The 24663-nt window shown below is 62.7% G+C and carries 23 protein-coding genes; 14 read left to right on the top strand and 9 right to left on the bottom strand.

The genetic code is table 11. The annotated features are described in order from the left end of the window. The 6 genes from ACELLULO517_RS00595 to tpiA all read right to left on the bottom strand — a co-directional run bounded on the left by ACELLULO517_RS00595 (position 1) and on the right by tpiA (position 5048). Positions 1-234: a BolA family protein gene (locus tag ACELLULO517_RS00595; RefSeq protein WP_227304647.1), complete on the bottom strand. Its 234-nt coding sequence runs from the start codon at positions 232-234 to the stop codon at positions 1-3. A gap of 37 nt (positions 235-271) precedes the next feature. After that, positions 272-2461 carry a phosphoribosylformylglycinamidine synthase subunit PurL gene (gene purL / locus ACELLULO517_RS00590; RefSeq protein WP_227304644.1) on the bottom strand — a complete coding sequence of 730 codons (2190 nt, stop codon included), beginning with the start codon at positions 2459-2461 and terminating at the stop codon, positions 272-274. Beyond that, positions 2458-3153: a phosphoribosylformylglycinamidine synthase subunit PurQ gene (gene purQ, locus ACELLULO517_RS00585; protein ID WP_227306034.1), complete on the bottom strand. Its 696-nt coding sequence runs from the start codon at positions 3151-3153 to the stop codon at positions 2458-2460. Before purQ ends, purL begins: the two co-directional genes overlap by 4 nt. 7 nt (positions 3154-3160) lie before the next feature. After that, positions 3161-3400: a phosphoribosylformylglycinamidine synthase subunit PurS gene (gene purS / locus ACELLULO517_RS00580; RefSeq protein ID WP_227304641.1), complete on the bottom strand. Its 240-nt coding sequence runs from the start codon at positions 3398-3400 to the stop codon at positions 3161-3163. Then, positions 3397-4161 carry a phosphoribosylaminoimidazolesuccinocarboxamide synthase gene (gene purC / locus ACELLULO517_RS00575; protein ID WP_227304638.1) on the bottom strand — a complete coding sequence of 255 codons (765 nt, stop codon included), beginning with the start codon at positions 4159-4161 and terminating at the stop codon, positions 3397-3399. The genes purS and purC overlap by 4 nt, the downstream gene beginning before the upstream one ends. 161 nt (positions 4162-4322) lie before the next feature. Further along, positions 4323-5048, bottom strand: coding sequence for a triose-phosphate isomerase (tpiA, locus tag ACELLULO517_RS00570; protein ID WP_227304635.1), 726 nt, complete (start codon positions 5046-5048; stop codon positions 4323-4325). Positions 5049-5129: 81 nt separating this feature from the next. On the opposite strand from tpiA, the gene ACELLULO517_RS00565 reads away from it, so the two are divergent. From ACELLULO517_RS00565 to ACELLULO517_RS00540, 6 genes are all read left to right on the top strand, one after another. Next, positions 5130-7076: a peptidylprolyl isomerase gene (locus ACELLULO517_RS00565; RefSeq protein WP_227304632.1), complete on the top strand. Its 1947-nt coding sequence runs from the start codon at positions 5130-5132 to the stop codon at positions 7074-7076. A 32-nt stretch (positions 7077-7108) separates the two neighbouring features. Then, the gene (trpE, locus tag ACELLULO517_RS00560) at positions 7109-8623 is read left to right on the top strand and encodes an anthranilate synthase component I (protein WP_227304630.1); all 1515 of its coding nucleotides are present in this window, start codon (positions 7109-7111) and stop codon (positions 8621-8623) included. Between the two features lie 293 nt (positions 8624-8916). After that, positions 8917-9780 (top strand): transglutaminase-like domain-containing protein, encoded by an 864-nt coding sequence (locus tag ACELLULO517_RS00555; protein ID WP_319796404.1) that lies wholly within the window; start codon positions 8917-8919, stop codon positions 9778-9780. Positions 9781-9906: 126 nt separating this feature from the next. Next, the gene (locus ACELLULO517_RS00550; protein ID WP_227304626.1) at positions 9907-10968 is read left to right on the top strand and encodes a GlxA family transcriptional regulator; all 1062 of its coding nucleotides are present in this window, start codon (positions 9907-9909) and stop codon (positions 10966-10968) included. A gap of 152 nt (positions 10969-11120) precedes the next feature. Next, positions 11121-12398: an aromatic ring-hydroxylating oxygenase subunit alpha gene (locus tag ACELLULO517_RS00545; RefSeq protein ID WP_227304623.1), complete on the top strand. Its 1278-nt coding sequence runs from the start codon at positions 11121-11123 to the stop codon at positions 12396-12398. Next, the gene (locus ACELLULO517_RS00540) at positions 12398-13537 is read left to right on the top strand and encodes a hybrid-cluster NAD(P)-dependent oxidoreductase (RefSeq protein ID WP_227304621.1); all 1140 of its coding nucleotides are present in this window, start codon (positions 12398-12400) and stop codon (positions 13535-13537) included. The genes ACELLULO517_RS00545 and ACELLULO517_RS00540 overlap by 1 nt, the downstream gene beginning before the upstream one ends. A gap of 4 nt (positions 13538-13541) precedes the next feature. Here ACELLULO517_RS00540 and ACELLULO517_RS00535 read toward each other — a convergent pair whose 3' ends face one another. Continuing rightward, positions 13542-14633, bottom strand: coding sequence for a citrate synthase (locus tag ACELLULO517_RS00535; RefSeq protein ID WP_227304618.1), 1092 nt, complete (start codon positions 14631-14633; stop codon positions 13542-13544). 112 nt (positions 14634-14745) lie between these two features. On the opposite strand from ACELLULO517_RS00535, the gene ACELLULO517_RS00530 reads away from it, so the two are divergent. The 6 genes from ACELLULO517_RS00530 to ACELLULO517_RS00505 all read left to right on the top strand — a co-directional run bounded on the left by ACELLULO517_RS00530 (position 14746) and on the right by ACELLULO517_RS00505 (position 20009). Then, a complete protein-coding gene (locus ACELLULO517_RS00530) occupies positions 14746-15822 on the top strand; it encodes a citrate synthase/methylcitrate synthase (RefSeq protein WP_227304615.1) in 1077 nt (358 codons plus the stop codon). Between the two features lie 90 nt (positions 15823-15912). Then, a complete protein-coding gene (locus ACELLULO517_RS00525; RefSeq protein ID WP_227304612.1) occupies positions 15913-16866 on the top strand; it encodes an AEC family transporter in 954 nt (317 codons plus the stop codon). A 123-nt stretch (positions 16867-16989) separates the two neighbouring features. After that, a complete protein-coding gene (locus ACELLULO517_RS00520; protein WP_227304609.1) occupies positions 16990-17286 on the top strand; it encodes a hypothetical protein in 297 nt (98 codons plus the stop codon). A gap of 179 nt (positions 17287-17465) precedes the next feature. Next, positions 17466-17639, top strand: a complete 174-nt coding sequence (locus ACELLULO517_RS00515) for a hypothetical protein (protein WP_227304606.1) — start codon at positions 17466-17468, stop codon at positions 17637-17639. Between the two features lie 218 nt (positions 17640-17857). Beyond that, a complete protein-coding gene (locus ACELLULO517_RS00510) occupies positions 17858-18103 on the top strand; it encodes a hypothetical protein (protein ID WP_227304603.1) in 246 nt (81 codons plus the stop codon). Positions 18104-19064: 961 nt separating this feature from the next. Beyond that, positions 19065-20009, top strand: coding sequence for an acetamidase/formamidase family protein (locus tag ACELLULO517_RS00505; RefSeq protein ID WP_227304600.1), 945 nt, complete (start codon positions 19065-19067; stop codon positions 20007-20009). Between the two features lie 123 nt (positions 20010-20132). Here the strand turns inward: ACELLULO517_RS00505 and ACELLULO517_RS00500 are convergent, their stop codons facing one another. Next, positions 20133-20804 (bottom strand): peroxiredoxin-like family protein, encoded by a 672-nt coding sequence (locus tag ACELLULO517_RS00500; protein ID WP_227304597.1) that lies wholly within the window; start codon positions 20802-20804, stop codon positions 20133-20135. A gap of 165 nt (positions 20805-20969) precedes the next feature. Between ACELLULO517_RS00500 and ACELLULO517_RS00495 the strand changes: the two genes are divergently transcribed. Next, positions 20970-21893 carry a LysR family transcriptional regulator gene (locus ACELLULO517_RS00495; RefSeq protein ID WP_227304594.1) on the top strand — a complete coding sequence of 308 codons (924 nt, stop codon included), beginning with the start codon at positions 20970-20972 and terminating at the stop codon, positions 21891-21893. Positions 21894-22124: 231 nt separating this feature from the next. Further along, positions 22125-22802 (top strand): DsbA family oxidoreductase, encoded by a 678-nt coding sequence (locus ACELLULO517_RS00490; protein ID WP_227304592.1) that lies wholly within the window; start codon positions 22125-22127, stop codon positions 22800-22802. Between the two features lies 1 nt (position 22803). Here ACELLULO517_RS00490 and ACELLULO517_RS00485 read toward each other — a convergent pair whose 3' ends face one another. Continuing rightward, positions 22804-24465, bottom strand: coding sequence for a Na/Pi cotransporter family protein (locus ACELLULO517_RS00485; RefSeq protein WP_227304589.1), 1662 nt, complete (start codon positions 24463-24465; stop codon positions 22804-22806). Positions 24466-24663: the final 198 nt, after the last annotated feature.

Genomic DNA, 24663 nt, shown 5'->3' with positions numbered 1-24663 from the left:
TTATTCGGGCGCTGATGTCTGCAAAGCGAGGGCGTGAAGCTCACCGCCCATTCGTCCCTGCAGAGCCGCATAGATCATCTGATGCTGTTTCAGGCGCGTGATGCCACGAAACTGCTCACTCACCACTGTAGCAGCATAGTGGTCTCCGTCACCGGCCAAATCTTCGACCGTCACCCGCGCATCAGGAATGGCGGCGCGGATCAGGTTCTCGATCGCATTGGCGGTCATGGCCATGCCGTTTCTCCTTAGGCGACGGCAGGGCTACCTGCCGTCAGCTCATCCAAGTCTTGAAGAAGCGCTCATGCGCCTCCTTCAGATCGGCCAAGGATACCGACGATCCCCCCGGGAATGTCAATTCATTCCCGCCGGTGCGGCCGAGCAGGCAGGCGGGAATCCCGGCAGTGCGCGCTTCTTCCAGCAATCCGCTGGCGTCCTTGGCTGCGATCACATAGCGGCTCTGGTCTTCACCGAACAAGAAGGCATGGGTCGCGTGGGCCGTATTCAGCTCATCCAGCGCGAGGCCGCAATTGCCGGCCAGCGCCATCTCGGCCAAGGCCACCAGCAGGCCGCCGTCAGAGACGTCGTGGCAGGCATGGACGCAGCCCTTGGCGATCTGGTGACGGACGAAATCACCGTTACGGCGTTCGGCCACCAGATTGACCGGCGGCGGCGCGCCTTCCTCTCGGCCCATGATTTCGCGCAGGAACAGCGACTGGCCGAGCCAACCCGCCGTCTCGCCGATCAGAACGAGATCCTGATGGGGTTCGATGGCGATGCCGCGCGCGACATGCGCGTCTTCGATGACGCCGAGGCCGCCGATCGCGGGGGTCGGCAGGATGCCCTTACCCTCGGTCTCATTATAAAGGCTGACATTGCCCGAGACGACCGGGAAGTCGAGCGCGATGCAGGCTTCCGCCATGCCCTGAATCGCGGCCGCAAACTGGCCCATGATCTCAGGCTTTTCGGGATTGCCGAAATTCATGTTGTCGGTAATGGCCAGTGGGCGGGCACCGGTCGCGGTGATATTGCGCCAGGCCTCGGCCACCGCCTGCATGCCGCCCATCTTCGGGTCGGCCTGGCAGTAGCGCGGCGTGCAGTCGGTCGTGATGGCGAGCGCACGGTTGGACCCCTCGATCTTGACGATCGCGGCATCCGCCTGGCCCGGCTTCTTCACCGTCTGGCCGCCGACCGCCGGATCATATTGGCTGGCGATCCAGGCGCGGGAGCAGAGATCGGGGCTGGCGACCAGCTGCAGCAGCGCCTGATCGGTCGGCATAGTGCAGGTGATGGTCGCATTATCCAGCACGGGCAGCGGCACCGGCCATTGGATCGGGCGGCGATAGAGCGGCGCTTCGTCTGCCAGCGGACCCAGCGGAATATCGGCCTCCGTCACGCCCTTGTGGCGGACGACGATGCGGCCGGTATCCGTGATATGGCCGATGACCGCGAAATCCAGGTCCCATTTCTCGAAGATGGCGCGGGCGATCTCCTCGGCACCCGGACGCAGCACGATCAGCATGCGCTCCTGGCTTTCCGAGAGCATCATCTCATAGGCCGACATGCCGGTTTCGCGCTGGGGCACGCTGTCGAGGTCCAGCTGAATGCCGACGCCGCCCTTGCCCGCCATTTCGACGGAGGAGGAGGTGAGACCAGCCGCGCCCATGTCCTGAATGGCGACGATGGCGTCGGTGCCCATCAGTTCCAGGCAGGCTTCGATGAGCAGCTTTTCAGTGAAGGGATCGCCGACCTGCACGGTCGGGCGCTTCTCTTCGGAATTCGCGTCGAATTCGGCCGAGGCCATGGTGGCGCCATGGATGCCGTCGCGGCCCGTTTTGGAGCCGACATAGACGACCTGGTTGCCGATACCGGCCGCGGCCGAAAGGAATATTCTATCCTTCGGCGCGATGCCGACCGTCATGGCATTGACCAGCGGATTGCCGTCATAAGCCGCGTGGAAATTGACCTCGCCGCCGACCGTCGGCACGCCGACGCAATTCCCGTAACCGCCGATGCCGCGCACGACGCCGTCGACCACGCGCTTGGTGCGCGGATTCTCAGGGCGGCCGAAGCGCAGCGCATTCAGATTGGCGATGGGGCGGGCGCCCATGGTGAAGACGTCGCGCAGGATGCCGCCGACACCGGTCGCCGCACCCTGATAGGGTTCGATGAAGCTCGGGTGGTTATGGCTTTCCATCTTGAAGATGGCGGTCAGACCGTCGCCGATATCGACCACGCCGGCATTCTCGCCGGGCCCATGCACGACCCATTCCGCTTTCGTGGGAAGTTCCTTCAACCAAATCCGCGAGGATTTGTAGGAGCAGTGCTCCGACCACATGACGCTGAAGATGCCAAGCTCCGTGAAGCTCGGCATACGGCCCATGATGGTCTGGACGCGGCCCCATTCCTCGGCATTGAGGCCGAATTCGCGGGCGAGTTTCTCGCTGACGGGACGAGCGCTCATGCTGCGAGCCCCTGCACAATTCCTGCGAACATCGGCAGGCCATCCTCTCCGCCCATCAGCGGATCAACATAGTCTTCGGGATGGGGCATCAGCCCCAGGACACGGCGATTGGCCGAGATGATGCCGGCGATACCGCGCTGGCTGCCGTTCGGGTTGGTGGCGTCCGAGACCTCGCCAGACGGGCTGGCATAGCGGAAGGCAACCTGGCCTTCGCCCTCAAGCCGGTCGAGCGTCGCCGTATCGGCGAAGTAGTTGCCGTCGCCATGGGCGAGGACGACGCGGATGATCTGCCCCTGCGCATAGCCGCTTGTGTAGATGCTGTCGGTTTGCTCGACGCGCATGGAATGGTCCTGGCCGAGGAAACGCAGGCCGGCATTCCGCAGCAGCGCGCCCGGCAGCATGCCGGCTTCGGTCAGGATCTGAAAACCATTGCAGACGCCCAGCACATGGCCGCCGGCTTCCGCGAAATCGCGCACGGCCCGCATCACGGGCGACTGTGCGGCCATGGCGCCGCAGCGCAGATAATCGCCGTGGCTGAAACCGCCCGGCAGCACGATGAGATCGAGCGGCGGGAGGCTGGTCTCCTTATGCCAGATCATGACGGGCTCCCGCCCGCCAGAAACTTTCGCCAGCGCGATCGCCATGTCGCGTTCGCGATTGGTGCCTGGAAAGAGAACGATGCCAGCCCGCAAACTCATCTCAGACAACCTCGACCCGATAGCTTTCGATCACCGTATTGGCGAGCAGCTTGTCCGCCATGGCTTCGGCGGCGGCCTTAGCCTTGCCGGCATCGGTCTCGGCCAGTTCGAGCTCGATGATCTTGCCGGCGCGGACATCGCCGATGCCGTCGAAGCCCAGAGTCTCCAGCGCATGCCCGATGGCGCGACCCTGGGGGTCGAGCACGCCGGGCTTCAGCATGACGGTGACGATCGCTTTCACTGCATGGTCTCCGGACCCTTCATGTCGCGCGTTCCCGCCTCCGGCAGGATTCCCAGACGCTTGGCCACTTCCTGATAGGCTTCCTCGACTTTGCCGAGGTCGCGGCGGAAGCGATCCTTATCCATCTTCTCGTTGGTCTTGCTGTCCCAGAGACGGCAATTGTCCGGGCTGATCTCATCGGCCAGGACGATACGCATTTCGTCGTTTTCCCAAAGCCGGCCGAATTCGAGCTTGAAATCGACCAGGGTGATGCCGACGCCGAGGAACAGGCCGGTGAGGAAATCGTTCACGCGCAGCGTCAGGGAGACGATGTCGTCCATATCGGGCGGGGTCGCCCAGCCGAAAGCCGTAATATGCTCCTCGGCGACCATCGGGTCATTCAGCCCGTCGTTCTTATAATAATATTCGACGATCGAGCGGGGCAGGCGGGTGCCTTCCGGGATGCCGAGGCGGGTCGACAAGCTGCCGGCCGCGACATTGCGCACCACCACCTCAAGCGGAATGATCTCCACTTCGCGGATCAGCTGCTCGCGCATGTTCAGGCGGCGGACGAAATGCGTCGGCACACCGATCTCGCCCAGGCGCAGCATCAGGAATTCGCTGATGCGGTTGTTCAGCACGCCCTTGCCGGTGATGACGCCCTTTTTCTGGGCGTTGAAGGCGGTCGCGTCATCCTTGAAATATTGCACGAGGGTTCCGGGTTCCGGGCCCTCGAAAAGGATTTTCGCTTTTCCCTCATAAAGTTGTCTGCGGCGGGCCATGACGAATCCTCGGAAACAATGATGAGGCGGCACCGACCGGCGGCGCCGCCCGGGGACTGGGAACGACGTTGCGCTGCGCTATAGCAGCCACAAACTTCCGTAGGTAGGGCAGATGCGCGGGGCTTCTGCCCTGTTTGTGACGGTCTGGGCCAGTATTTCGGTCAAACCGCCCGGATAATGGCCAGGAAATCCTCGGCAATCAGGCTGGCACCGCCGACCAATGCGCCGCCGACCTCGGGCAGGCTTAAAATTTCGGCGGCGTTGCTCGGCTTCACCGAGCCGCCATAGAGGATTCGGAGGTTAGCACCTTCGGGCAGGTCGCGGATCAACTCCTTACGGATGAAGTCATGCATCCTGGTGATATCGGCCGATGTCGGGACCTTGCCGGTGCCGATGGCCCAGATCGGCTCATAAGCGACGACGCCGTCGAAATCTTCCGGAAGGCTGGCGGCGATCTGCTGCCCGACGATCGCTTCCTGCGCGCCGCTGGCACGCTCGGACTCGGTCTCGCCCACGCAAACGATGGGAATAAGGCCGGCTTTGACGGCCGCCCGGACCTTGGCCGCGACCATCTCACTGGTCTCGCCGTGATCCTGCCGCCGCTCGGAATGGCCGAGAATGACATAGCTCGCCCCGGCATCGCGCAGCATGACAGCCGAGATATCGCCGGTATGGGCGCCCTGTTCCTTGGCGTGACAATCCTGCCCGCCGGTGCCGATACCGCTGCCTTCGACGATGCCGGTGACGGACGCGAGCTGCGTCGCGGGCGGGCAGAGCAAAACCTCGACGCTGGCATCCCCCAGCCCGTGCCGAATTGCGCGGGCCAAAGCGACCGAGGGCTCCGTCAGCCCATTCATCTTCCAATTACCGGCAATTAATGGGCGCACTTTTGTTCTCCCCCTGGGCCTTAAGGCTGCAACGCTGATAAAGGCTCGCCCGGGAACTGGCAAAGTGTGGGCGCTCTGCCTATGGTGCGCCCCCTCTCCCTGTCAGGCTCCAAGGTCGCGATGCTCGCTATTTTCAGAAGCTCACTCAATACATGGCCGGTCAGGATTCTGTTTATCCTGCTGATTGCGGCCTTCGGCGTCTGGGGCATAGGCGACGTGATCCGAAATTTGGGCAGTGATGACGGGGCGGCGGCGCATGTCGACGGCGTTTCCATCAGCCCGCAAGACGTGAACAGCGCCTATCGTCAACAATTGCAGCAGACGGCGCAGCAGCTGGGCAGCCCTGATCAGGTGACCTCCCAGATGCGGATGATGATCGCCGAGCAGGCGGCGGCAAGGCTGGTCGCGCAGACCGCAGTCGATAAGATGGCGGGGCGGATGGGCATCGCGGCCCCGACCGTGGATGTGCAGCGCCAGGTCTTCGCCATGGATGCCTTCCAGGGGCCGACCCATCAGTTCAGCCATGCCCAGTTCGATCAGGTGCTGCAGGCCAACGGGTTGAGCGAGACTGAGTTCCTGCATCTGATGCAGGCGCAGATCATCCGCAATCAGCTGCTCAACTCCATCCGCGCCGCCGTGACGGCACCGGGCGTGATGGTGAAGACGGCCTATGCCTTCCAGAACCAGACCCGCGTCGCGCAGCTGGTGCAGTTGCCCTTCGCGGCTGCGCCGGCTCCGGCGGCGCCGACGGATGCCGATCTGCAGCGCTACTATAAGAATCACCCCACGGCTTTCTCGGCTCCCGAATATCGCCGCATCACGCTGGTTGTGCTGAGCCCGGATGTGCTGGCCCGCGATATCCCCGTGCCGGACGCCCAGATCCACGCGGCCTATGACCGCATGATAGAAGCGCAGCCGCCGAAGCCCGAGACCCGCACCGTCAATGTCGTGCTGGCCCAAAGCCAGGCGGCCGCCGCCAAGATCGCCGCGCAGTGGCAGGGTGGCGCCGATTGGGATGCCGTGCAGAAGGCGGCCTCGGCTGTCGGGGCGACGGCGCTCGCGCTGCCCAATATCACCCCCGATCAGGTTCCGAACGCGACCCTGTCGGCGGCAGCCTTCAAGGCGGCGGCGAATAGCGTCACCGGGCCGATCTCGACCGGTGGGACCAGCTATGCGGTTTTCGATGTGACGGCCATCACGGCCGGCGGCCCGTCCCAGACCTATGAACAGGCGGCACCTGCCCTGAAAATGCAGATCGCCCGCCAGCAGGCGCTGGGTCTGGTCAATCAGCGGGTGGACCAGTTGCAGGATGCGCTGGCGGGCCGCACGCCGCTGGAAAAGCTGCCCGGCGATTTGGGTTTGGCCGGATTGCAAGGCTCGGTCGATACCAACGGCCTGACGGAAGAAGGCACGCCGGCACCGATTCCCGGCAGCGATGCGCTGCGCCAGGCGGTGGTGGCCCAGGCCTTCAAGCAGAAGGTCGGTCAGCCTGCCTCCCTCATCACCGGGCCGGATAACAGCTATTTCGCGCTGACCTTGGACGGCATCACGCCCGCCACCATGAAGGCCTATGCCGATGTGAAGGCGCAGGTGCAGACCGCCTGGACGCAGGACCAGATGCAGCGCGAGCAGAACCAGGCCGCCACCGACATGCTGCAGGCAATGAAGGGCGGTCGCACGCTGGAGGGTGTCGCCTCCGCTCGTGGCCTGACGATCACCACCACGCCGGCGCTGACGCGCAACGGCCAGGCGCCGAATGGCGTGCCGCAAAATCTGATCGGCCCGCTATTCTCGCTCAAGCAAGGTGACAGCACGATGGTGCCGACGCCGGATGGTTTCGTTGTGGCGCAGCTGACGGCCATCAATACGCCAGACCCGAAAGCCGATCCGGTCGGCTATGATCAGCTGAAGGCTTCTCTTTCCAGCGCGCTTGCGGACGATATGCAGGCGATCTTCGCGGGCGTGGTGACGGCCAAGGGCAATCCCCGCATCAACCAGACCGTGATCCAGCAGATCGCCCAGCCCTGATTTTGCTCACAGACCAAGAAAGACAACCGACGATGACGACCGACGGACCCAGCACCGCTTTCCGCGCCGCCTATGAGGCAGGGAAGGGCGCGCTGGTCTGGCGGGAGAGTCCGGCGGATCTGGAGACGCCGGTCGGCGCCTTCCTGAAAATCGCGCATGGCCAGCCCTATTCCTTTCTATTGGAAAGCGTGGAGGGCGGGGCATCCCGCGGCCGCTACTCGGTCATCGGGCTGGCACCCGATCTGATCTGGCGCTGTGAGAAAGGGGAAGCCGCCTGCAACCGCAGCGCGCTGACATCCCCGGACGATTTCGTGCCGGAAGAATTGCCCGCGCTCGACAGCTTGCGCGCGCTGCTTTCGGCCTCGCGGCTCGACCAGCCGGCGAACCTGCCGCCCATGGCCGGCGGCCTCTTCGGCTATCTGGGCTATGACATGGTCCGGTTGATGGAGCGGCTGCCGGAGAAGAACGCGGACGTGCTCGGCGTGCCGGAGGCGATCCTGATACGCCCGACCGTCTTCGTGATCTTCGACAATGTCCGTGACGTGCTGACCCTGGCGGCCCCCGCCTATCCAAGCGCGGGCGTATCGGTCCAGGCCGCGCATGCTGCGGCGGATGCGCGGCTGGAGGCGATAGAGGCCGGGCTATTGCGGCCGCTGCCGGTCGCGACGGCGCCCGTCGCGCCCTTCAGCCTGGGCGAGCCGCGCTCCAACATGACCAAAGCCTATTTCGAGGAGATGGTCGTGACGATGAAGGAATACATCACCGCCGGTGATGCCTTCCAGGTCGTGCCCAGCCAGCGTTTTTCGGTCGATTTTCCGCTGGCGCCTTTCGCGCTTTACCGGGCGCTGCGCCGCATCAACCCGGCGCCTTTCCTGTTTTTCCTCGATTTCGGCAATTTCGCGGTTGTCGGCAGCAGCCCGGAAATTCTCGTCCGTCTGCGCGACGGCATGGTGACGATCCGTCCGCTGGCCGGCACCCGCCCGCGCAATGCGGATCCGGTCGAGGATAAGCGCCTGGAGGAGGAACTGCTGGCCGACCCGAAGGAGCGGGCCGAGCATCTGATGCTGCTCGACCTCGGCCGCAACGATGTCGGCCGTGTCGCCGAACTCGGCTCGGTAAAGGTCATCGAAAGCTTCGTCATCGAGCGCTTCAGCCATGTCATGCATATTTCCTCGATGGTGCAGGGCAAGCTGAAGAAAGGACTGACGGCGCTGGATGCGCTGATGGCTGGATTCCCGGCCGGCACGCTGAGCGGGGCACCGAAGGTCCGTGCGATGGAGATCATCGAGGAGCTGGAGCCCGTGCGGCGTGGCATCTATGGCGGCTGCATCGGCTATTTCGCGCCGGACGGCACTATGGATACCTGTATCGGGCTGCGGACTGCGGTCGTGAAAGATGGCGTCATGTATGTCCAGGCGGGCGGCGGTGTCGTCGCCGACAGCGTGCCTGAGCTGGAATATGAGGAGAGCCGCCACAAGGCGCGCGCGCTGTTCCGTGCGGCGGAGGAAGCGGTGCGCTTCGCCACCGCACCGAAATCCGGCCGCTAGAGCAGATCACAGTCAGATGGAATCATCTGGCTGTGTGAAGATGCTCGCAAAAACAATAATCTAGAGCGGTATCTGCGAGCGTAAGCGGGCAGGAAACGCTCTAGAGACTGTCACCCGGTTAACGCAACGGGACAGTTTGCCTGAAACTTGCATGATCATCGTCGTGGAATGCCCCGGACGCGGCGTTCGGGGGGATTTCTGATACGGAATTTGGCGTCGATTTGGGCGGGCCTAGTGTAAAGCGCTCCGATCGACGCCATATCCGGCCTGCCCTGACGCTTTGGGAATCTCTGGTGGCGGGCCTCGGCCCGCCCGGCACGGAAAGCACGCGACGCATGCAGATCAGAATTGGCTACGAGATCGCCTTCGAGGTGCCGCAGCCGACGCCTATGGTTCTGATGCTGAACGTGCGCCCCGAACGTGCGGCCGATCTGGTGACCCCGGATTTCATCCGGACCAGCCCGTCTCTCGCGATTTCCCGCTATTACGATCTTTATGGAAACCTCTGCAGCCGCGTTATGGCGCCGGCGGGGACCGTGACCTTCCAGGCCGATACCGTCATCAATGACCCCGGCGTGCTCGACCCCTATGCGCCGGATGCGCCGCAGCTGCCGATCGACAGACTGCCCGCGGAAACGCTGATCTATCTTCTCGGCAGCCGCTACTGCGAGACCGAGAAGTTGCTCGAATTCGCCTGGGCTCAGTTCGGCCATTTGCCCGACGGCTGGTCCAAGGTCGAGGCGATCGTGCAATACACCCACAATCACATCACCTTCGGCTATCAGAATGCGCGCGCGACCCGCACCGCCTTTGAGGCCTGGCAGGAGCGCATGGGCGTCTGCCGCGACTTTGCCCATCTGGCCCTGACGCTGTGCCGCTGCATGAACATCCCGGCGCGCTACTGCACCGGCTATCTGGGCGATATCGGCGTGCCGCCGGACAGGGCGCCGATGGATTTCAGCGGCTGGTTCCAGGTCTATCTCGGCGACCGTTGGTACACCTTCGATGCCCGGCACGGTCGCCCGCGTATCGGACGCGTTCTGATCGGCATCGGGCGTGACGCCGCCGATGTAGCGATATCGACGATCTTCGGCCCCAACCTGCTGAAGACCTTCCGTGTCATCACCGAAGAGGTGGGGGCACCCGTCTTCACCTGATCGAACGCGGCGAGGCGCTTGGTGTCACGCGCCCATTCCGAATGGCTTCGCCTTTTTGCCGCAGGATTGTAATATCGGCCTATGGTCGCAAATCTTTATCGAGGCAGGTTGACGGATGACGGCAAGATGGCGGGGCTGCGTGCCCGCCCGCCGCTATCCGTCGGGTTCATTCTGGCCGAGAATTTCACCCTCTCGGCCTTTTCCCTTTTTGTGGATTTCCTGCGCCTCGCCTCGGATGAGGGCGACCGCAGCCGGCCCATTCAATGCCGCTGGACCATCATGTCCAGCCGCCAGACGGCGGTGAAGGCCAGCTGCGGCGTCCAGATCAACCGGGACAGCGGTTTTCTGGACCCCAGGAATTTCGACTATATCGTCGTGGTGGGCGGCTTGCTCCATACCGGCCCGCAGATCGATGACGAGACGAATGCCTATCTGGCCGCCGCCGCGCGTGACGGCGTGACTCTGATCGGGCTTTGTACCGGCGGCTTCATCCTCTGCCGTGCCGGGCTGATGAAGGGGCGGCGCGTCTGCGTCAGCTGGTATTGCTATCAGGATTTCCTGTCGGAATTCCCGGACCATCGCGTGATCGCCGACCGCATGTTCTTCGTCGACGGCAACCGCATCACCTGTTCCGGCGGCGCCGGCACGGCCGATCTCGCCAGTTTTCTGATCGAGCGGCATCTGGGTCGCGCCATCGCCCAGAAGGCGCGCCACATTCTGCTGCTGGACCGTGTGCGCGCGGGCAGCGAGGCGCAGCCGCATCCGCCGGCCAATGACGAAATTGTCGGCGATGAGCGTGTGCGCCGCGCCTTGCTGCTGATGGAGCAGCATGTCGCGGACCCGCTGCCGATCGCGGAACTCGCCTCTCGCCTGTCGATCTCTCCTCGTCAGTTGGAGCGTTTGTTTCAAAGCGCCATGGGTGTGCGGCCGGCGCAGCATTACCGGCTGCTGCGGCTGCGCTATGCGCGCTGGCTGCTGGACCATACGGATCTGTCGATTACCGAAATCGCACTCGACTCGGGCTTTGCCGACTGCGCTCATTTTTCCCGCAAGTTCAAGGCTCTGCACGGCTTCACGCCGACGGATGCGCGCACGCGTGAGAAGCCCCGGCCGGTCGATAACGAACCCGCCATGCCGACCATGCCGCCGCCCAACGCTCATTTGGCTGCCATGCGGATTTTCGAGTAGCGCGGCACCGCGACCAAACTCAATACGAGATTGGCCCGCGCGGATTTGGGCAAGGCGCTTGTCGCATCGGCGCAAACAGAGTGGCGCCCGGCCAGACAGGATAAGGCCAGCGTTGATATGCGGGCATTCTTCAATTTGGAGGGATCGGGGTTATGACCCTGAAGCAGACAGGCTTGAGCGGCGAAAGCTTGGCCGCCTTGCGGTCACTGATTGCGCGGCGGCAGCCCGGCTACAGCCTGGAAGCGCCCTTCTATACCAGCCCAGAGATTTTCGACGCGGATATGGAGCTGATCTTCAGCCGCACCTGGATCTATGTCGCGGTGGAGCCGGAAGTGCCGGAGCCGGGCGACTATGTCACCGTCAATCTGGGCCGCAATTCCATCGTTATCCTGCGCGACGACGATATGGGGCTGCGCGCCTTCCACAATGTCTGCCGCCATCGTGGCGCCAAGCTGGTGCAGGGTGAGAGCGGGGCGGTCGGCAATCTCGTGTGCCCCTATCATCAGTGGACCTACGACCTCGAAGGCAAGCTCATCTATGCCGAGCATATGGGCGAGGATTTCGACAAATCTTGCTTCGGCCTAAAGAAGGTTCATGTCCGCTCCATCGCCGGGCTCATTTTCATCTGCCTGGCAGCCGAGGCGCCGGCCGATATCGATGAGCTGGACCGGGTGATGACGCCTTATCTGGCGCCGCATGACATAGCCAATACCAAGATCGCGGCCTCGGCTGATCTGATCGAGAAGGGCAATTGGAAGCTGACGCTGGAGAATAACCGCGAATGCTACCATTGCTCGGGCAATCACCCTGAGCTGACGATTCCGCTGTTTGCCTATGGTTTCGGTTTCGCCCCCGGTCAGATGGACGAGACGGAACTGGCCCAGGCCGCACGCTATGACGAGTTGGTTGCGACGTCGCATGCACGCTGGGAAAGCTGCGGCATCCCCTCGGCCGAGGTCGATCATCTCGACGATTGCATCACCGGTTTCCGCACGCAGCGCCTGCCGATCGACCAGAGCGGCGAAAGCCAGACCTTGGACACGAAGGTCGCATCCAGGAAGCTGCTCGGCAAGCTGACCGATACGGCGCTGGGCGGGCTGTCCTTCTGGACCCAGCCGAATTCCTGGCACCATTTCATGAGCGATCACATCGTGACCTTCACGACAATTCCGATCGACGCGGAGACGACCCTGGTTCGTACCAAGTGGCTGGTCCACAAGGATGCGCGGGAAGGGATCGACTATGACGTCGAGAATCTGACCAGCGTGTGGAACGCGACCAACCAGCAGGACGCGACGCTGGTGGAATATGCCCAGGCGGGTGCCCGCACGCCGGCCTATGAGCCCGGCCCCTATTCGCCCTTCACCGAGACCTTGGTGGAGAAGTTCTGCAAATGGTACCTCGACCGGCTGAAGGCGGGACTTGCCTGATGTCGGCTGTGACGGAACCGGCCAAGCCGGAACTGCTGGCGGCCAGGCGCCTGACGATCGCCCCCGAAACCGGGGCGCTTCCGAAATGGGATTCGGAGGAGGATGACGTTCTCGTCTGCCGGGCCATCCGGCAGGAAACGCATGACGTGAAGACCTTCGTCTTCTCCGGCCGGTCGCCGCGTCTGCACGATTACAAGCCCGGCCAATTCGTGACGCTTGACCTCACCATCGACGGTCAGCAGGTCAATCGCTGCTATACCATCTCCTCCTCGCCGACGCGGCCGCATCTGATCGCGATCACCACCAAGCGCTTCGCCGGCGGTGTCGTCAGCCCCTGGATGCATGATCACCTGAAGGTGGGCATGGAAATCCGCGCCATGGGGCCGATGGGCGAATTCAACTGCGCCGACCATGCCTCGGCCAACGGCAAATACCTGCTGCTTTCGGCCGGTAGCGGCATCACACCGTCGATGTCGATGGCGCGCAGCTTCCACGATCTGGCGCTGGAGACCGATACCGTCTTCCTGCACAGTACGCGCAGCCCGGCCGATATCATTTTTCGGGACGAGCTGGCGCTGATGTCGCGCGAGCCCAATTTCCGCGCGGTTTCGGTCTGTGAGCATGACAGTCCGGGTGAGGGCTGGGGCGGGCTTCGCGGCCGTCTGAGCCTCCCGATGCTGCAACTCGCCGCACCCGATTTTCTGGAACGTGAGGTGTTTGCCTGCGGTCCGGCGCCCTATATGGCCGGCGTGCGCGGCATTCTGGAGCAGGCCGGTTTCGACATGGCCCGCTACCATGAGGAAAGCTTCAAGTTCGAGGATCTGGCGCCGGCGGATGCCGCTGTCGCCCCACCCGCGAATACCGACGATGCGGTGAAGACCTTCCGCGTGGAATTCACCAAAAGCCGCCGCGTGGTGGAGGTTCCGGCCGATACCAATGTTCTGGCCGCCGCGCGCGCCGCCGGCATGCGTCTGCCGTCATCCTGCACGCGCGGGCTTTGCGGCACCTGCAAAAGCAAGCTCGTCTCGGGCGAGGTCTCGATGCAGCATCAGGGTGGCATCCGGCAGCGCGAAATCGACCAGGGCATGGTGCTGATCTGCTGCTCCAAACCGCTCAGCGATCTCGTCATCGACCGCTGAATCTTTAGTTAGGCGGTAGCTTGCCCGTGTAGATGCCGCGCGGGCGGATCAGGCTGCCGGTTGCCAGTTGTTCGACGGCATGGGCGACCCAGCCCAGGCTGCGGCCGAGGGCAAAAAGGCGAAAGGGTGCATCCTGCGGGAAGTTGCCCGAGGCCGCGAGCGCTGCCAGCGCGAAATCGATGTTTGGTGGCGTGCCGGTCAGGTCTGTGGCGTCCTGCGACAGCCGGTCGGTCAGCATATTGGGCGGCAGCGCTTTGAGCAGCGCCGCGGCGCGCGGATCGCCCATCGGATAAAGCGGATGCCCGAAACCTGGCAACGCCTGGCCTGTGGCCAGATGTCGGGTGAGGGTAGCTCTTGCTCCCATCGCATGCGCTTCGTGGAGCAGAGCCATGGCCGCATTGGCGGCCCCGCCGTGGCGGGGACCGGACAGGGTGGACAGGCCCGCCAGCAGGCAGGCGGCCATTGAAGCGCCGGTCGAGGCCGCGACGCGCACCCCGAAGGTGGAAGCGTTGAGTTCGTGATCTGCGATCAGGACCAGCGCCATGCGGATCGGCGCGCTATGCGGCTCATCCAAGCCCCAACCCTTGGCCAGTCTTTCATGCAAAGGCGCTTGGCTGGTTGCGGCACCAAGCGCGGTCGCCAGGCAGGCGATGGCTTGCTCTGCATCCTCATGCAGTTTTTCGACGCCGCGCCCGAGTGCCGGATAACTGACCGGGATCAGCGCCGCGAGCGCGGAAAATGGATCACAGGCACGCGGCGTCATGCCCGCGAAGCTGATCGGACGGGCGCTGTCCCATAATAGTCGTGCCGCGTCCTCGCAGGTCGCTGTCTGCGCGAGGGTAACGGCATCCTGCCCGCGATAGAGAAGCCGCGCATGGCGTACGGTGGAGATCGCAGTCTCGATCGAAGGTTCGCCCCATTGCATGGTACTGGCCGCGACGATGGAAACCCGGCGCCCGCGGCTGCGGCGGGTTTTCAGACCTTCGATATCCTCGGCCCGATACAGGCTGCGGCGCGGGTCGGCCGGGTCCGGCTGCATGCCGATCTGGCCACGACTGACATAGGCATAAAGCGTCTGGGCTCTGATCCCGAGCAAATCCAGAACCGTTTGCCGATCAATCCATGCGTTCATATTGATTATATTGATCAAGATTGATGGAAAGCGATGAGGGCAGCATTTTTAGCGGCGTGAATCAAGGAGAAGCGACATGATCAGTGGCTTGGATGATGTCATCGCGGCGGAAACCGCGCTGTCGGATGTCGACGGGATCGCGGGCCGGCTGGTCATTCGTGGCCAGCCGCTGGGCCAGATCGCCGGACGGCTTTCCTATGAGGATGTGGTCTCTCTGCTGCTTTCGGACCTCGTGCCGGATCTGTCACAGGGCGCGGCGCTGGGCGCAGCCCGCATGGACGTCTTTACGCGCATCGCGCCGGTGATGGATCAATTGGCGCGGCTCGACCTTTATGACGGCATGCGTGCCGGCATCGCCTTCATGCCTGACGGTGTCAAGGTCGATGATCTGCTCAGACTGATCGCCGCACCCGCCGTGCTGACGCCGCTGATGATCCGCCTGCAGGCGGGACAGGCACCGGTGGCACCTGACGTGGCGCTTGGTCATGCGGCCGATTGCCTGGCAATGCTGGGACGGGAGGATGAGGGCGGCGCGCTGGCCCGCGCGCTCGACACCTATCTCGTTGCCGTTTGCGATCACGGCCTCAACGCCTCGACCTTTGCCGCGCGTGTTGTTGCTTCAACCCGCGCCGGCTTGACGTCATCCATTCTGGCCGGTCTCGGCGCGTTGAAGGGGCCGCTGCACGGCGGCGCGCCCGGCCCGGTGATCGCCATGCTGGATGCGATTGCGGCTGACGGCGATGCGCGCGCCTGGTTGAAACGCGAAGTGGCGCAAGGCGGGCGGCTGATGGGCTTCGGCCATCGCATCTATCGCACGCGCGATCCGCGTGCGGATGCCTTGAAGGCGGCCGTGCGTCAGTTGGGTTGCTCGGCCAAATCGGCCGAGCGTCTCGCTTTCGCGGAACAGGTCGAGCAGACCGCGCTGGCCGTTCTACGGGCGGAGAAACCCGGCCGCGTGCTGGAGACGAATGTCGAATTCTACACGGCTTTGTTGCTGGAAGCGGTCGGGTTTCCGCCCGACGCCTTTACATGCGTCTTCGCCATGGGACGTGTCAGCGGCTGGGTCGCCCATGCCTTGGAACAGCAGGCGACCGGCCGGTTGATCCGCCCGCAATCGCGCTATGTCGGGCCGGTCTATGCACAAGCGCGTTAGGCTGAGCAAAATTCTTGCTGCACTGCAAAAGTGTGGGTTGGTGAGGGCCGGTGCTGACGGTAAGCAGGATGGGACCTGGCAAAGACCCTCATGCTCACGACGTTCTTTATCGTCCTGCCCATCTTCGCGCTTATCCTCGTCGGCTTCATCAGCCGCCGGGCGAATATATTGGGGCCGAATTCGACCCGTGAGTTGAACCGCTTCGTGGTCTATCTCGCCCTGCCGGCGCTGCTGTTCGACATCATGGCCCATACCACCTGGGTCGCACTCTATCAGCCGCGCTTCATCGCGGCCTTCACGCTGGCCTGTTTCATCATTTTTGCGCTGACAATCGCGCTGCGCCTGCGCGGCGGGCGGCACCTGGCCGATGTCAGTATCGACGGGCTGAACGCGGCCTATGCCAATACCGGCTTCATCGGCTTTCCGCTCAGCATCATCGTCTTCGGGCGCGGCAGCCTGACGCTGACGACGATCGCGGCCATCATCACCGTCTGCGTGCTTTTTGCGGTCGCGATCGTGCTGATCGAAGTAGGGCTGCAGACAGAGGCCCATCCGGCCCGTCTGGCGCGAAAAGTTGGCCTGTCGCTGGTCAAGAATCCGCTGCTGGTCTCCCCCGTTCTGGGCGCGCTTTGGGCTGCCAGCGGCTTGCCGCTGCCAGGAAGCGCGGAGACCTTCTTCAAGCTATTAGGTGACGCGGCATCGCCCTGTGCGCTGGTCGCTCTTGGTCTGTTTCTGGGCGAGACGCGCCGGACGGAGACCGTCGCACCGGCCGCGCCGGGCGATCTGTCAGGCGGGCTGATGCTGGTCGGCCTCAAGCTCATCGTGCAGCCGGTTCTGGCCTGGGTGCTGGCGACGCAGGTCTTTCACCTGACGCCGGCCGTGACCCACCTGACCGTTGTGCTGTCCGCTCTGCCGACCGGCACCGGTCCCTTCATGCTGGCCGAATTCTATCGGCGAGAGGCGCGGGTGACGGCGAATGCCATTCTGATCTCGACGATTCTTTCGCTCATCACGGTCTCCGGCTACCTCGCCTGGGTGGGGTGAGAGCTATCCGCAAAAAAATGCCGGCATAATCGCAATAACTTCAGAAGCGGCTCGAATCGAACGGCGTATAGTGCTGCCCCAAGACCCTGGACAAACCGGGCCTTAAAAGAGGGGAGGCAGGTCATGGTTCGTACCACCCTGATCATTCTCGGCTGTCTGGTATTAGGTGGCAGCGCGCAGGCCTTGGCGCAGGCTAACCCCATGGCCCCGGCCCCGCTGGGCACGCCGATGACGCCACAGCAGATCGGCACCTGGTTCGCGAAACCCGGCATGAGCGAGCCCGAGGCGGCCTATGATGCGGGCAGGCAGGGCTATGCCCAGGCGCGGCAGATGTACGAAGACAGCTATGGCGACTGGATAGGCCAAAGCGGCGCACGGCGCTTCATCGTTTTCCCGGACGGTCAGGCCTATCCTTTCTGACTGCCGGCGGAGCCAATGCCGACCGGGCCGCACTCGCAGCAGAGGAAAAGGAAGCTGCGAGTCGTTACGCGGCAGTAAACGAGCTGTCCTAGCGATAGGCGCCCTATTTAGGGCTCAGACGGCATTTTTGCGGGGCCTATGGTTAGGGCCGTTTTATGCGGCACCGCGAGTCCCCTGCCATGCGTCTGCTGTTTTCTTCCCGCCGGCTGACAATCGTCAAAGGTCTTCCTTCGTACGCTGATCAGTGGCGGGACGGCGGGAAACTGCCTTTTTTTGCAATCCGCAAAGCTCCCAAAGGCGGCGGGGTGCATATTCTGCTCCGCGGATTCTGCCTCGGCATCAAGCTGACCTGATCCTGCTGATGACCTTTACGAGAGCATGAATTTTCTGCTTGCTCTTATTCCTACTGAATGAGTATGGTTAATCCCAGCGGTGCCACTGGTTAGGTAAGTCACCGGCCCAAACCGAGGCGGGAAGAGCCGCAAATCTTTCCGCCTCGCGCTCTACGACAAGACTGAACTGACGATCCGTCGCTATCCCGTTAGTCCGCACAATCCGCGAGGAGGGGCTCATGAAAGTTACAACCTACAAGGATGGGATCTTCGAGCTTCGCATCTGTGCGCCCTTCTTACAGGGTCAGGATGATGAGAGCTGTGATCCCGCCGTCATGACAATCCCTGGCTGGGAGAGCGAGCTTTCCGAGCGGCCCGAGATTGACCTCGCACCTGCTGGTGGCATTGCCGTCGAATATTATCAGCTATGGGGGCATAGCCGCGCCGGTATCCGCCGTCAGAGCAGCCGCCGGAAGTTGGCTTAGCACCGGGACGGTGTGACGGGCCTTCCTTGTCGGAAGGCTCCGGGCAGGGGGCTTATCGCTCCCCAGCAGATGAGACCTTGCGTTCAGATAAACAAAAATAATGAGGTCTCAATCTCAGTTTAGCCGACAAACCTGAATTACTAACCTTAAATGGGTCTAGTTTTCTTAGGATTTGTTCTGCTAAACTACGCAAGGTGCTTTGCACCGACGGGTCAATAGGCTGCTACGTCGTTGAACCAGGTGCGGGGAGTGCCGCAAACCTCCCCGCACCAATCCTTCGCTGGGAGAGCCGCAAATCTCCTCCAGCCGCAACGTCGTCTGTGAACCAGAGACAGACCTGTTCTTTCTACACGCCCCTGCGCTCGGACGCTACAGTTGTACTGATAGGTTTTGTTTGTGCAGAGAAAGTGTGATTGCCGTCTTGGCTAGGGTTTCACCCTTAGGCGGCTTCTGTCTCACCCTTGTGCTTTGAAACGATCAAGCCATTGCGGCGATCGCGTTATTCCAAATCCAATCTCATGCGACAGCCATAGGGCAGGAAATGTTCGCGGCGGGATTCGAACCCACGGCCCCAGGATTCTTACCACTTCGACTTTCGCCGCCGCCGCCCGACCGGGAGACGTTCGTGGTCTGGACTGTCCCTTCGCCTTAGACCGAAGCCCTTAGGCGCCACCCATCCAGTCTCTACACCTTCCCGGACCTTTCGGGCCGGGCTTGGCTCGGGATTGGCACAAGGTCATCGGCGACCCCAAGCTTTCCCCGACTTTGAGCGGATCCGTCGTGTGGTTTCCCCTCACGACGCCCAGTTACAACAAGGAATCCTGTGCTCTATCCTGCTGAGCTACGCGAACACACAAACCCTTCATACTGAAGGCCCAAGCGAGCGGCAAGCACTGCCCACACGCTCCTATCTTCCGCTAGGCTGCGGGTTCCATGATCAACGCCCTAGGAGCCTCGCCGCATGTGCAGGAACTGTGACTTTACCATCCATGCGGCCCAGCACCATTTCGGCTGGGATAACAGCTTCGCACCCGTGCTGCGGACGGAGCCCGGCCGCACCATCGCTTTCGAATGCAAGGATGCCTCCGCCGGTCAGCTGACGGCTCAGAGCACGGTGGGTGATGTCGCGACGCTCGATTTCGGCCTCATCAACCCGGTGACCGGACCGGTCTTTGTCGAAGGGGCGGAGCCCGGCGACATCCTGAAGGTCAGCATCCACGATTTCACGCCGTCAGGCTTCGGCTGGACCGCCAATATTCCGGGATTCGGATTGCTCGCCGACCAATTTCCGGATCCGGCGCTGAAGATCTGGTCCTATGACCCGGACAGCATGGTGCCGGCACTGTTCTCGGATCAGGCAAGTGTGCCGCTGAAACCCTTCGCCGGCACGATCGGTGTGGCTTTGGCGGAGCCTGGGCTGCATTCCATCGTCCCGCCGCGTCGGGTCGGCGGCAATATGGATATCCGTGATTTGACCGCCGGGACGGAGCTTTATCTGCCGGTGGAGGTTGCCGGCGCATTGTTCTCGATCGGTGACGGTCACGCGGCCCAAGGTGACGGCGAGGTCTGCGGCACCGCGATCGAAAGCCCGATGAACCTGACCCTGACGCTGGATTTGATCAAGCAGACGCCATTGGAAACGCCACGCTTCACAACGCCCGGGCCGGTGACGCGGCATCTGGACGCGGCTGGTTATGAGGTGACGACGGGAATCGGGCCGGATTTGATGCAGGGCGCCAAGGACGCGCTCTCCCGCATGATCGATTTGCTGGGCCGCCAGCACGGCCTGTCGGCGATGGACGCCTATATGCTCTGCTCGGTAGCAGGCGACCTGCGCATCAGTGCCATTGTCGATATGCCGAACTGGATCGTCAGCTTCTACTTCCCACGTATCGTCTTCGCCTGAAGGGCGGGCCGGCCTGGGCAGATCGCTTAAAGCAGATCACAGTCAGATGGAATCATCTGACTGTGTGAAGATGCTCGCAAAAACAATAGTCTAGAGCAGGAAACGCTCTAGGCCGGCTCATAGTTAGGCGTGCGCCATTGCCTTGGCCCTCAGGCTCAGCAGCGCGGCCAGCGCGTCGCGGGGCTCGGTCCGCTCAAAATGCACCGGTGCGACATGAGCGAAGCGAATGATGCCCTCGCCGTCGACCAGAAATTCGGCGGCGTGGGGCAGCCGCAGATCGCCGGAACAATTCTCGTCCGTCAGATCGCAACCGAGCTTGGTGAGCAGATCGCGGCTCATCGGCTTGACGTTGCTGACGATGCCGAAAGCATCCCCGACCTTGTTGCAGGAATCGCCCAAAATCGGAAAGCTGACGCCATTATTCTCCTGAACGAGAGCGGCGCGGCTGATTTTTTGCGGCGAAACCGCAAGAATGGAACCCCCGGCGCGCCTGATCGCCGGCGCGATGTCTTCCCACGCCCGCAATGTCAAGGTGCTGTACGGGCACCAGCCCCCCTTAAAGAACAGAACAAAAACAGGGCCCTGGGCGGCATAGTTAGCAAGTTGGTGACGTTCCCCGTCCGCACCGTCCAAGGTGAAGTCAGGGGCGCGATCGCCGACGGTCAAAGACTTCGCTTTCGCGGCATCCGCCCGGTACTCAGCCTCCAACTCCCGCAGAACGCGCGCGGTGTCCTTATCCGCTCGTTCGAACACGGACATTTTGAAGGCGGCAAGCTGAGCGTTCAACGATTTCATGGTGGCACCCGAAAGCTCGTTATCCAATGCGTTTATCGCAAGGCTGGCGTCGAATTGTCTACGTCTAAGACTACAGATTTGTGATCCTAGACGCTAGATGGTTTATGCCGATTTCGAGTTAAATGCCTTACCTTCTGATATCATTCATGCTATCGAGTATGAGTGATGGATTTATTAGCGGCTTTCAGATGTTTCGTGCGTGTAGCGGAGACCGGATCTTTCTCTGCTGTGGCCCGTGAAGTCGGCTCTACCCAGCCTGCCATTTCTCGCCAGATCGCCGCCCTTGAGGCACATTTCGATGTGCGTCTGATCCAGCGTACCACGCGTAGCCTGACCTTCACGCAGGATGGGCAGGATTTGCTCGCCCATGCCCGGCGGGTACTCGATACCGTCGACGAGACCGAGGAAATTCTTGGCAAGCGCCGGGCTTCGCCCTCCGGCACGGTCAGGATCGCCTCATCCACGGCCATGTCCCGTCTGCACATCATACCGCGTCTTCCGCGCCTGATGCAGCGTTACCCTGATCTCGAAGTCGAAATCAGCATGTCTGAACAAGTGCAGGATCTGGTCGCCGAGAATATCGATGTGGCCATCCGCGCCGGGCAGATCGCCGATTCGTCGCTTGTTGCGCGGCATCTCGGCTCCACCGCCCGCGGCATGATCGTGTCCACGGCCTATCTGGAAAAACACGGCGAGCCGCAGACCCCGCAGGAACTCGCCCAGCATTCCTGCCTCGTCTATACGGGCGGGTTAGCGCGTGCGTCTGCTCACCAATGGGAATTTGACGGGCCCGATGGGTCGACAGTCGTCGAGGTCAGTGGCCGCTTCCGCTGCGACAGCGTCGAAGGCATCTGTGACGCCATCCGCGCCGGTCTCGGTATCAGTCGTCTGCCGACCTGGATGTTCGACGAGGATATCCTTCAGGGTCGTGTCGTCGCTATTTTGAAGGATTGGCAGCCGCCGCGTGTGCCGATCCATGCGGTTTATCCGTCCCGCCGGCATCTGGCGCCGCGTGTCCGCGCAGTCATCGACTTCTTCGTCAATGAATTCCGGCTCGACCCGATGGTGTCCGACTATACCGCTCTCTAAAGCCCGAGGACTTTTGGTTGATCCGATCCAAAGCCCTTATCGGTCGCTAGACGATTGATTGACGCCAGGATTCTGGCTCCCGGTTTACGCAGCTCACAGTCATCCCGCTCGGAAAAAGTCCTCCGGGCCAAGACCTCCAGAAGGGCTGCAGCGCTGGAAGGATCGTGCTAATAACGGTTCTTCGCGCCCGGTATGGTAGGGCTGAGAAGGGCGCCCGCAGGCAGACCGCTCATGAATATGCTCGCCTTTCCCCGTGCGCCGGTCGTGGTTGAGATCATCTACGATCTCGTCTGCCCCTGGTGCTTTATCGGTACCCGCCGGCTGCTGCGCATGATGCGCCGCCGGCCCGATATCGATATGGCCGTCGAATGGCGGCCCTTTCTGCTGAACCCGGACATGCCGCGATCCGGCATGAGCCGTAGCGCCTATATTCAGCGCAAATTCGGGGCGGAGGATCGTGCGCGACGCCTGTTCGCGACCATCACCGAATTTGGCCGCGGAGAAGGCATCGCTTTCCGTTTTGATCTGATTCGTACCACGCCAAGCAGTGTCGACGCGCATCGTCTGGTCCATTTCGCGGCCGGCTTCGATCGTGGTGAAGTGGTCGCCAATGCCATCTTCGTCGCCTATTTCTGCGAAGGTCAGGACATCGGTGCCTATGACGTGCTGCTGGGCATCGGTAGGGCCGCTGGCCTGCCCTTGGCCGAGACAAAAGCCTTTTTGGCCAGCGACATGGCGACCGATCTCGTTCATGCCGATAATCTGCGGGCCCATCGCCTGGGCATTAACGGCGCGCCCTGCTTTATCCTCGGTCGCCGCCACGCCATTGCCGGCGCGCAGGAGCCCGAGGTGCTGGAATGCCTGCTCAATGTCGCGATCTTCGATCTTTCGATGAGCGAAAGCGAGTAGCCTACTCGCTCTCGATCGGACGCAACCGGCTGGCGAGCAGATTGCCCCCCGTTTCCAGCACCGGATAGGCGGCGGCCGCAACCAGATGAGCATTGACGCGCTTCAGGTCGCGCAGCGCGTCAAGATGCAGCGAACTCGTCTCGGCGGTATCGACGCGTCCGGCCCGCAGCCGGGCGAAATGTGCTGCCGTCGCCTGGGCTTCGCGCTGGCGGAAGTTTTCTTTCTCCTCAGCCAGCAATCGGGCGGCGCGCTCATCGCCTGTCATGAACAGGGAACCGGCGGCACGCAGATTGGCGATCAGCCGGTCGACGATGCCGATCAGCTCGGCTTCGCCGTCTTTCGAGAAAGCCAGGCCACGCCGCAGCTTCTTATGAACGATGCCCAGCAGGTCACGCTCCACGATATCGCCGGCCTGCTCCATATGCGTCGCGAAGGCGAGGATTTCCGTCACGCGCTGATGGTCGGCGACCGTCAGCGCGTCGGTGTCCAGGCCGGTGAGATAGGATTTGATGGCCGTGTTGAGACTGTCCAGCACATCGTCCAGCTGCTTGGTCTCCGTGATCTGTCGACGGTCGGCGCGGCTGAAGGCGTCGCGCAGGCCCAGCAGCATCGTCTCCAGCACATCCGCCAGACGCAGCGCCTCGCGCGCAGCCGCGCCGATCGCGATGACGGGGGCCTCCGTCGCGATGGATGTCAGATATTGCGGGCGGCCCGGATCGGCCGGATCGACGCGCGCCGGCAGCAGTTTCCGGAGCAGAGCCGCATAGGTCTTGAGGAAGGGGAAGAAAGCGGCCGCGAGAATAAAATTGAAGGCAGTATGGAAATCGGCGACCGAGCGGGATGCGTCGGGCTCGATCTGCACCAGCAGCGTGCCGAGCCAGGGCAGGATGGATAGCGCGATCAGCGTGCCGATGGCGCGGTTGATCAAGTTCCCGATCGGCAGGCGTCGCGCGGCAGGGTCCGAGCCGGTCGAGCCTTCCAGCACCGGGTTGATGGCGGTGCCGAGATTGGCACCGAGCACCAGCGCGAAGGCGGCATCCGGTGGCACCACGTTATTGCCGGCGAAAGACATGATCAGCAGCACGACGGCGACCGAGGAATGCGCGGCCCAGGTCAGACCCGCCGCCAGGATGACATCGACCAAGGGCTGGTTGGCGACGGCACCCAGGAACAGCTTGATATTCGGCACGTCCTCGTAAGGCGTGACGAGGCCAACGAACTGGCCGAGCGCCATCAGCACGAGGCCGAGGCCGATGAAGACGCGGCCGAAATCGCGTGTCGCCGCGGTTGCGCGACGGAACATCAGCACGCCGATCAGGATCAGCGCCGGCGCGACATCGGTGACGTTGAAGGAGAGCAACTGCACGATCAGCGTGGTGCCGACATTGGCGCCCAGCATGACGGCGAGGGCAGGGACCAGATCGACGAGGCCGCCAGCCGCAAAGCCTGTGACCATCAGCCCGGTCGCCGTACTGCTTTGCAGGATGGCGGTAACGCCGATACCGGCAAGAAAGGCTTTGAAGCGATTGCGAAGCGCTTGGCCGAGGAAGCTGCGCAGTTTGGCGCCGAAAGCTCTCTGAACGCCCGTCTGGACCATATGAACGCCCCAAAGCAGCAGGGCAACATATCCGGCGAGCTGAAGCAGGGTCAGCGATAGGTCCAATGCGATCTCCTTAGTCGTACAAGCGCAGGCAGCGGCGTGAGAGCCTCAATGCTTTGTGGGTGACCGACTAAGATGGTCCTTCAGGACTTTAACCGTATTGTCAAAAACGGTCCCCTGGCCTGATGCAGGGCGACATGGCGGCTGTCCGTCCGGACAGCCGCGACAAGGTGCCGGCCTTCAGCGGCCGGCACCTTGATC

It is taken from the genome of Acidisoma cellulosilyticum (assembly GCF_020621385.1).
GTDB lineage: Bacteria > Pseudomonadota > Alphaproteobacteria > Acetobacterales > Acetobacteraceae > Acidisoma > Acidisoma cellulosilyticum.
This window is presented reverse-complemented; position numbering and strand designations above follow the sequence as displayed.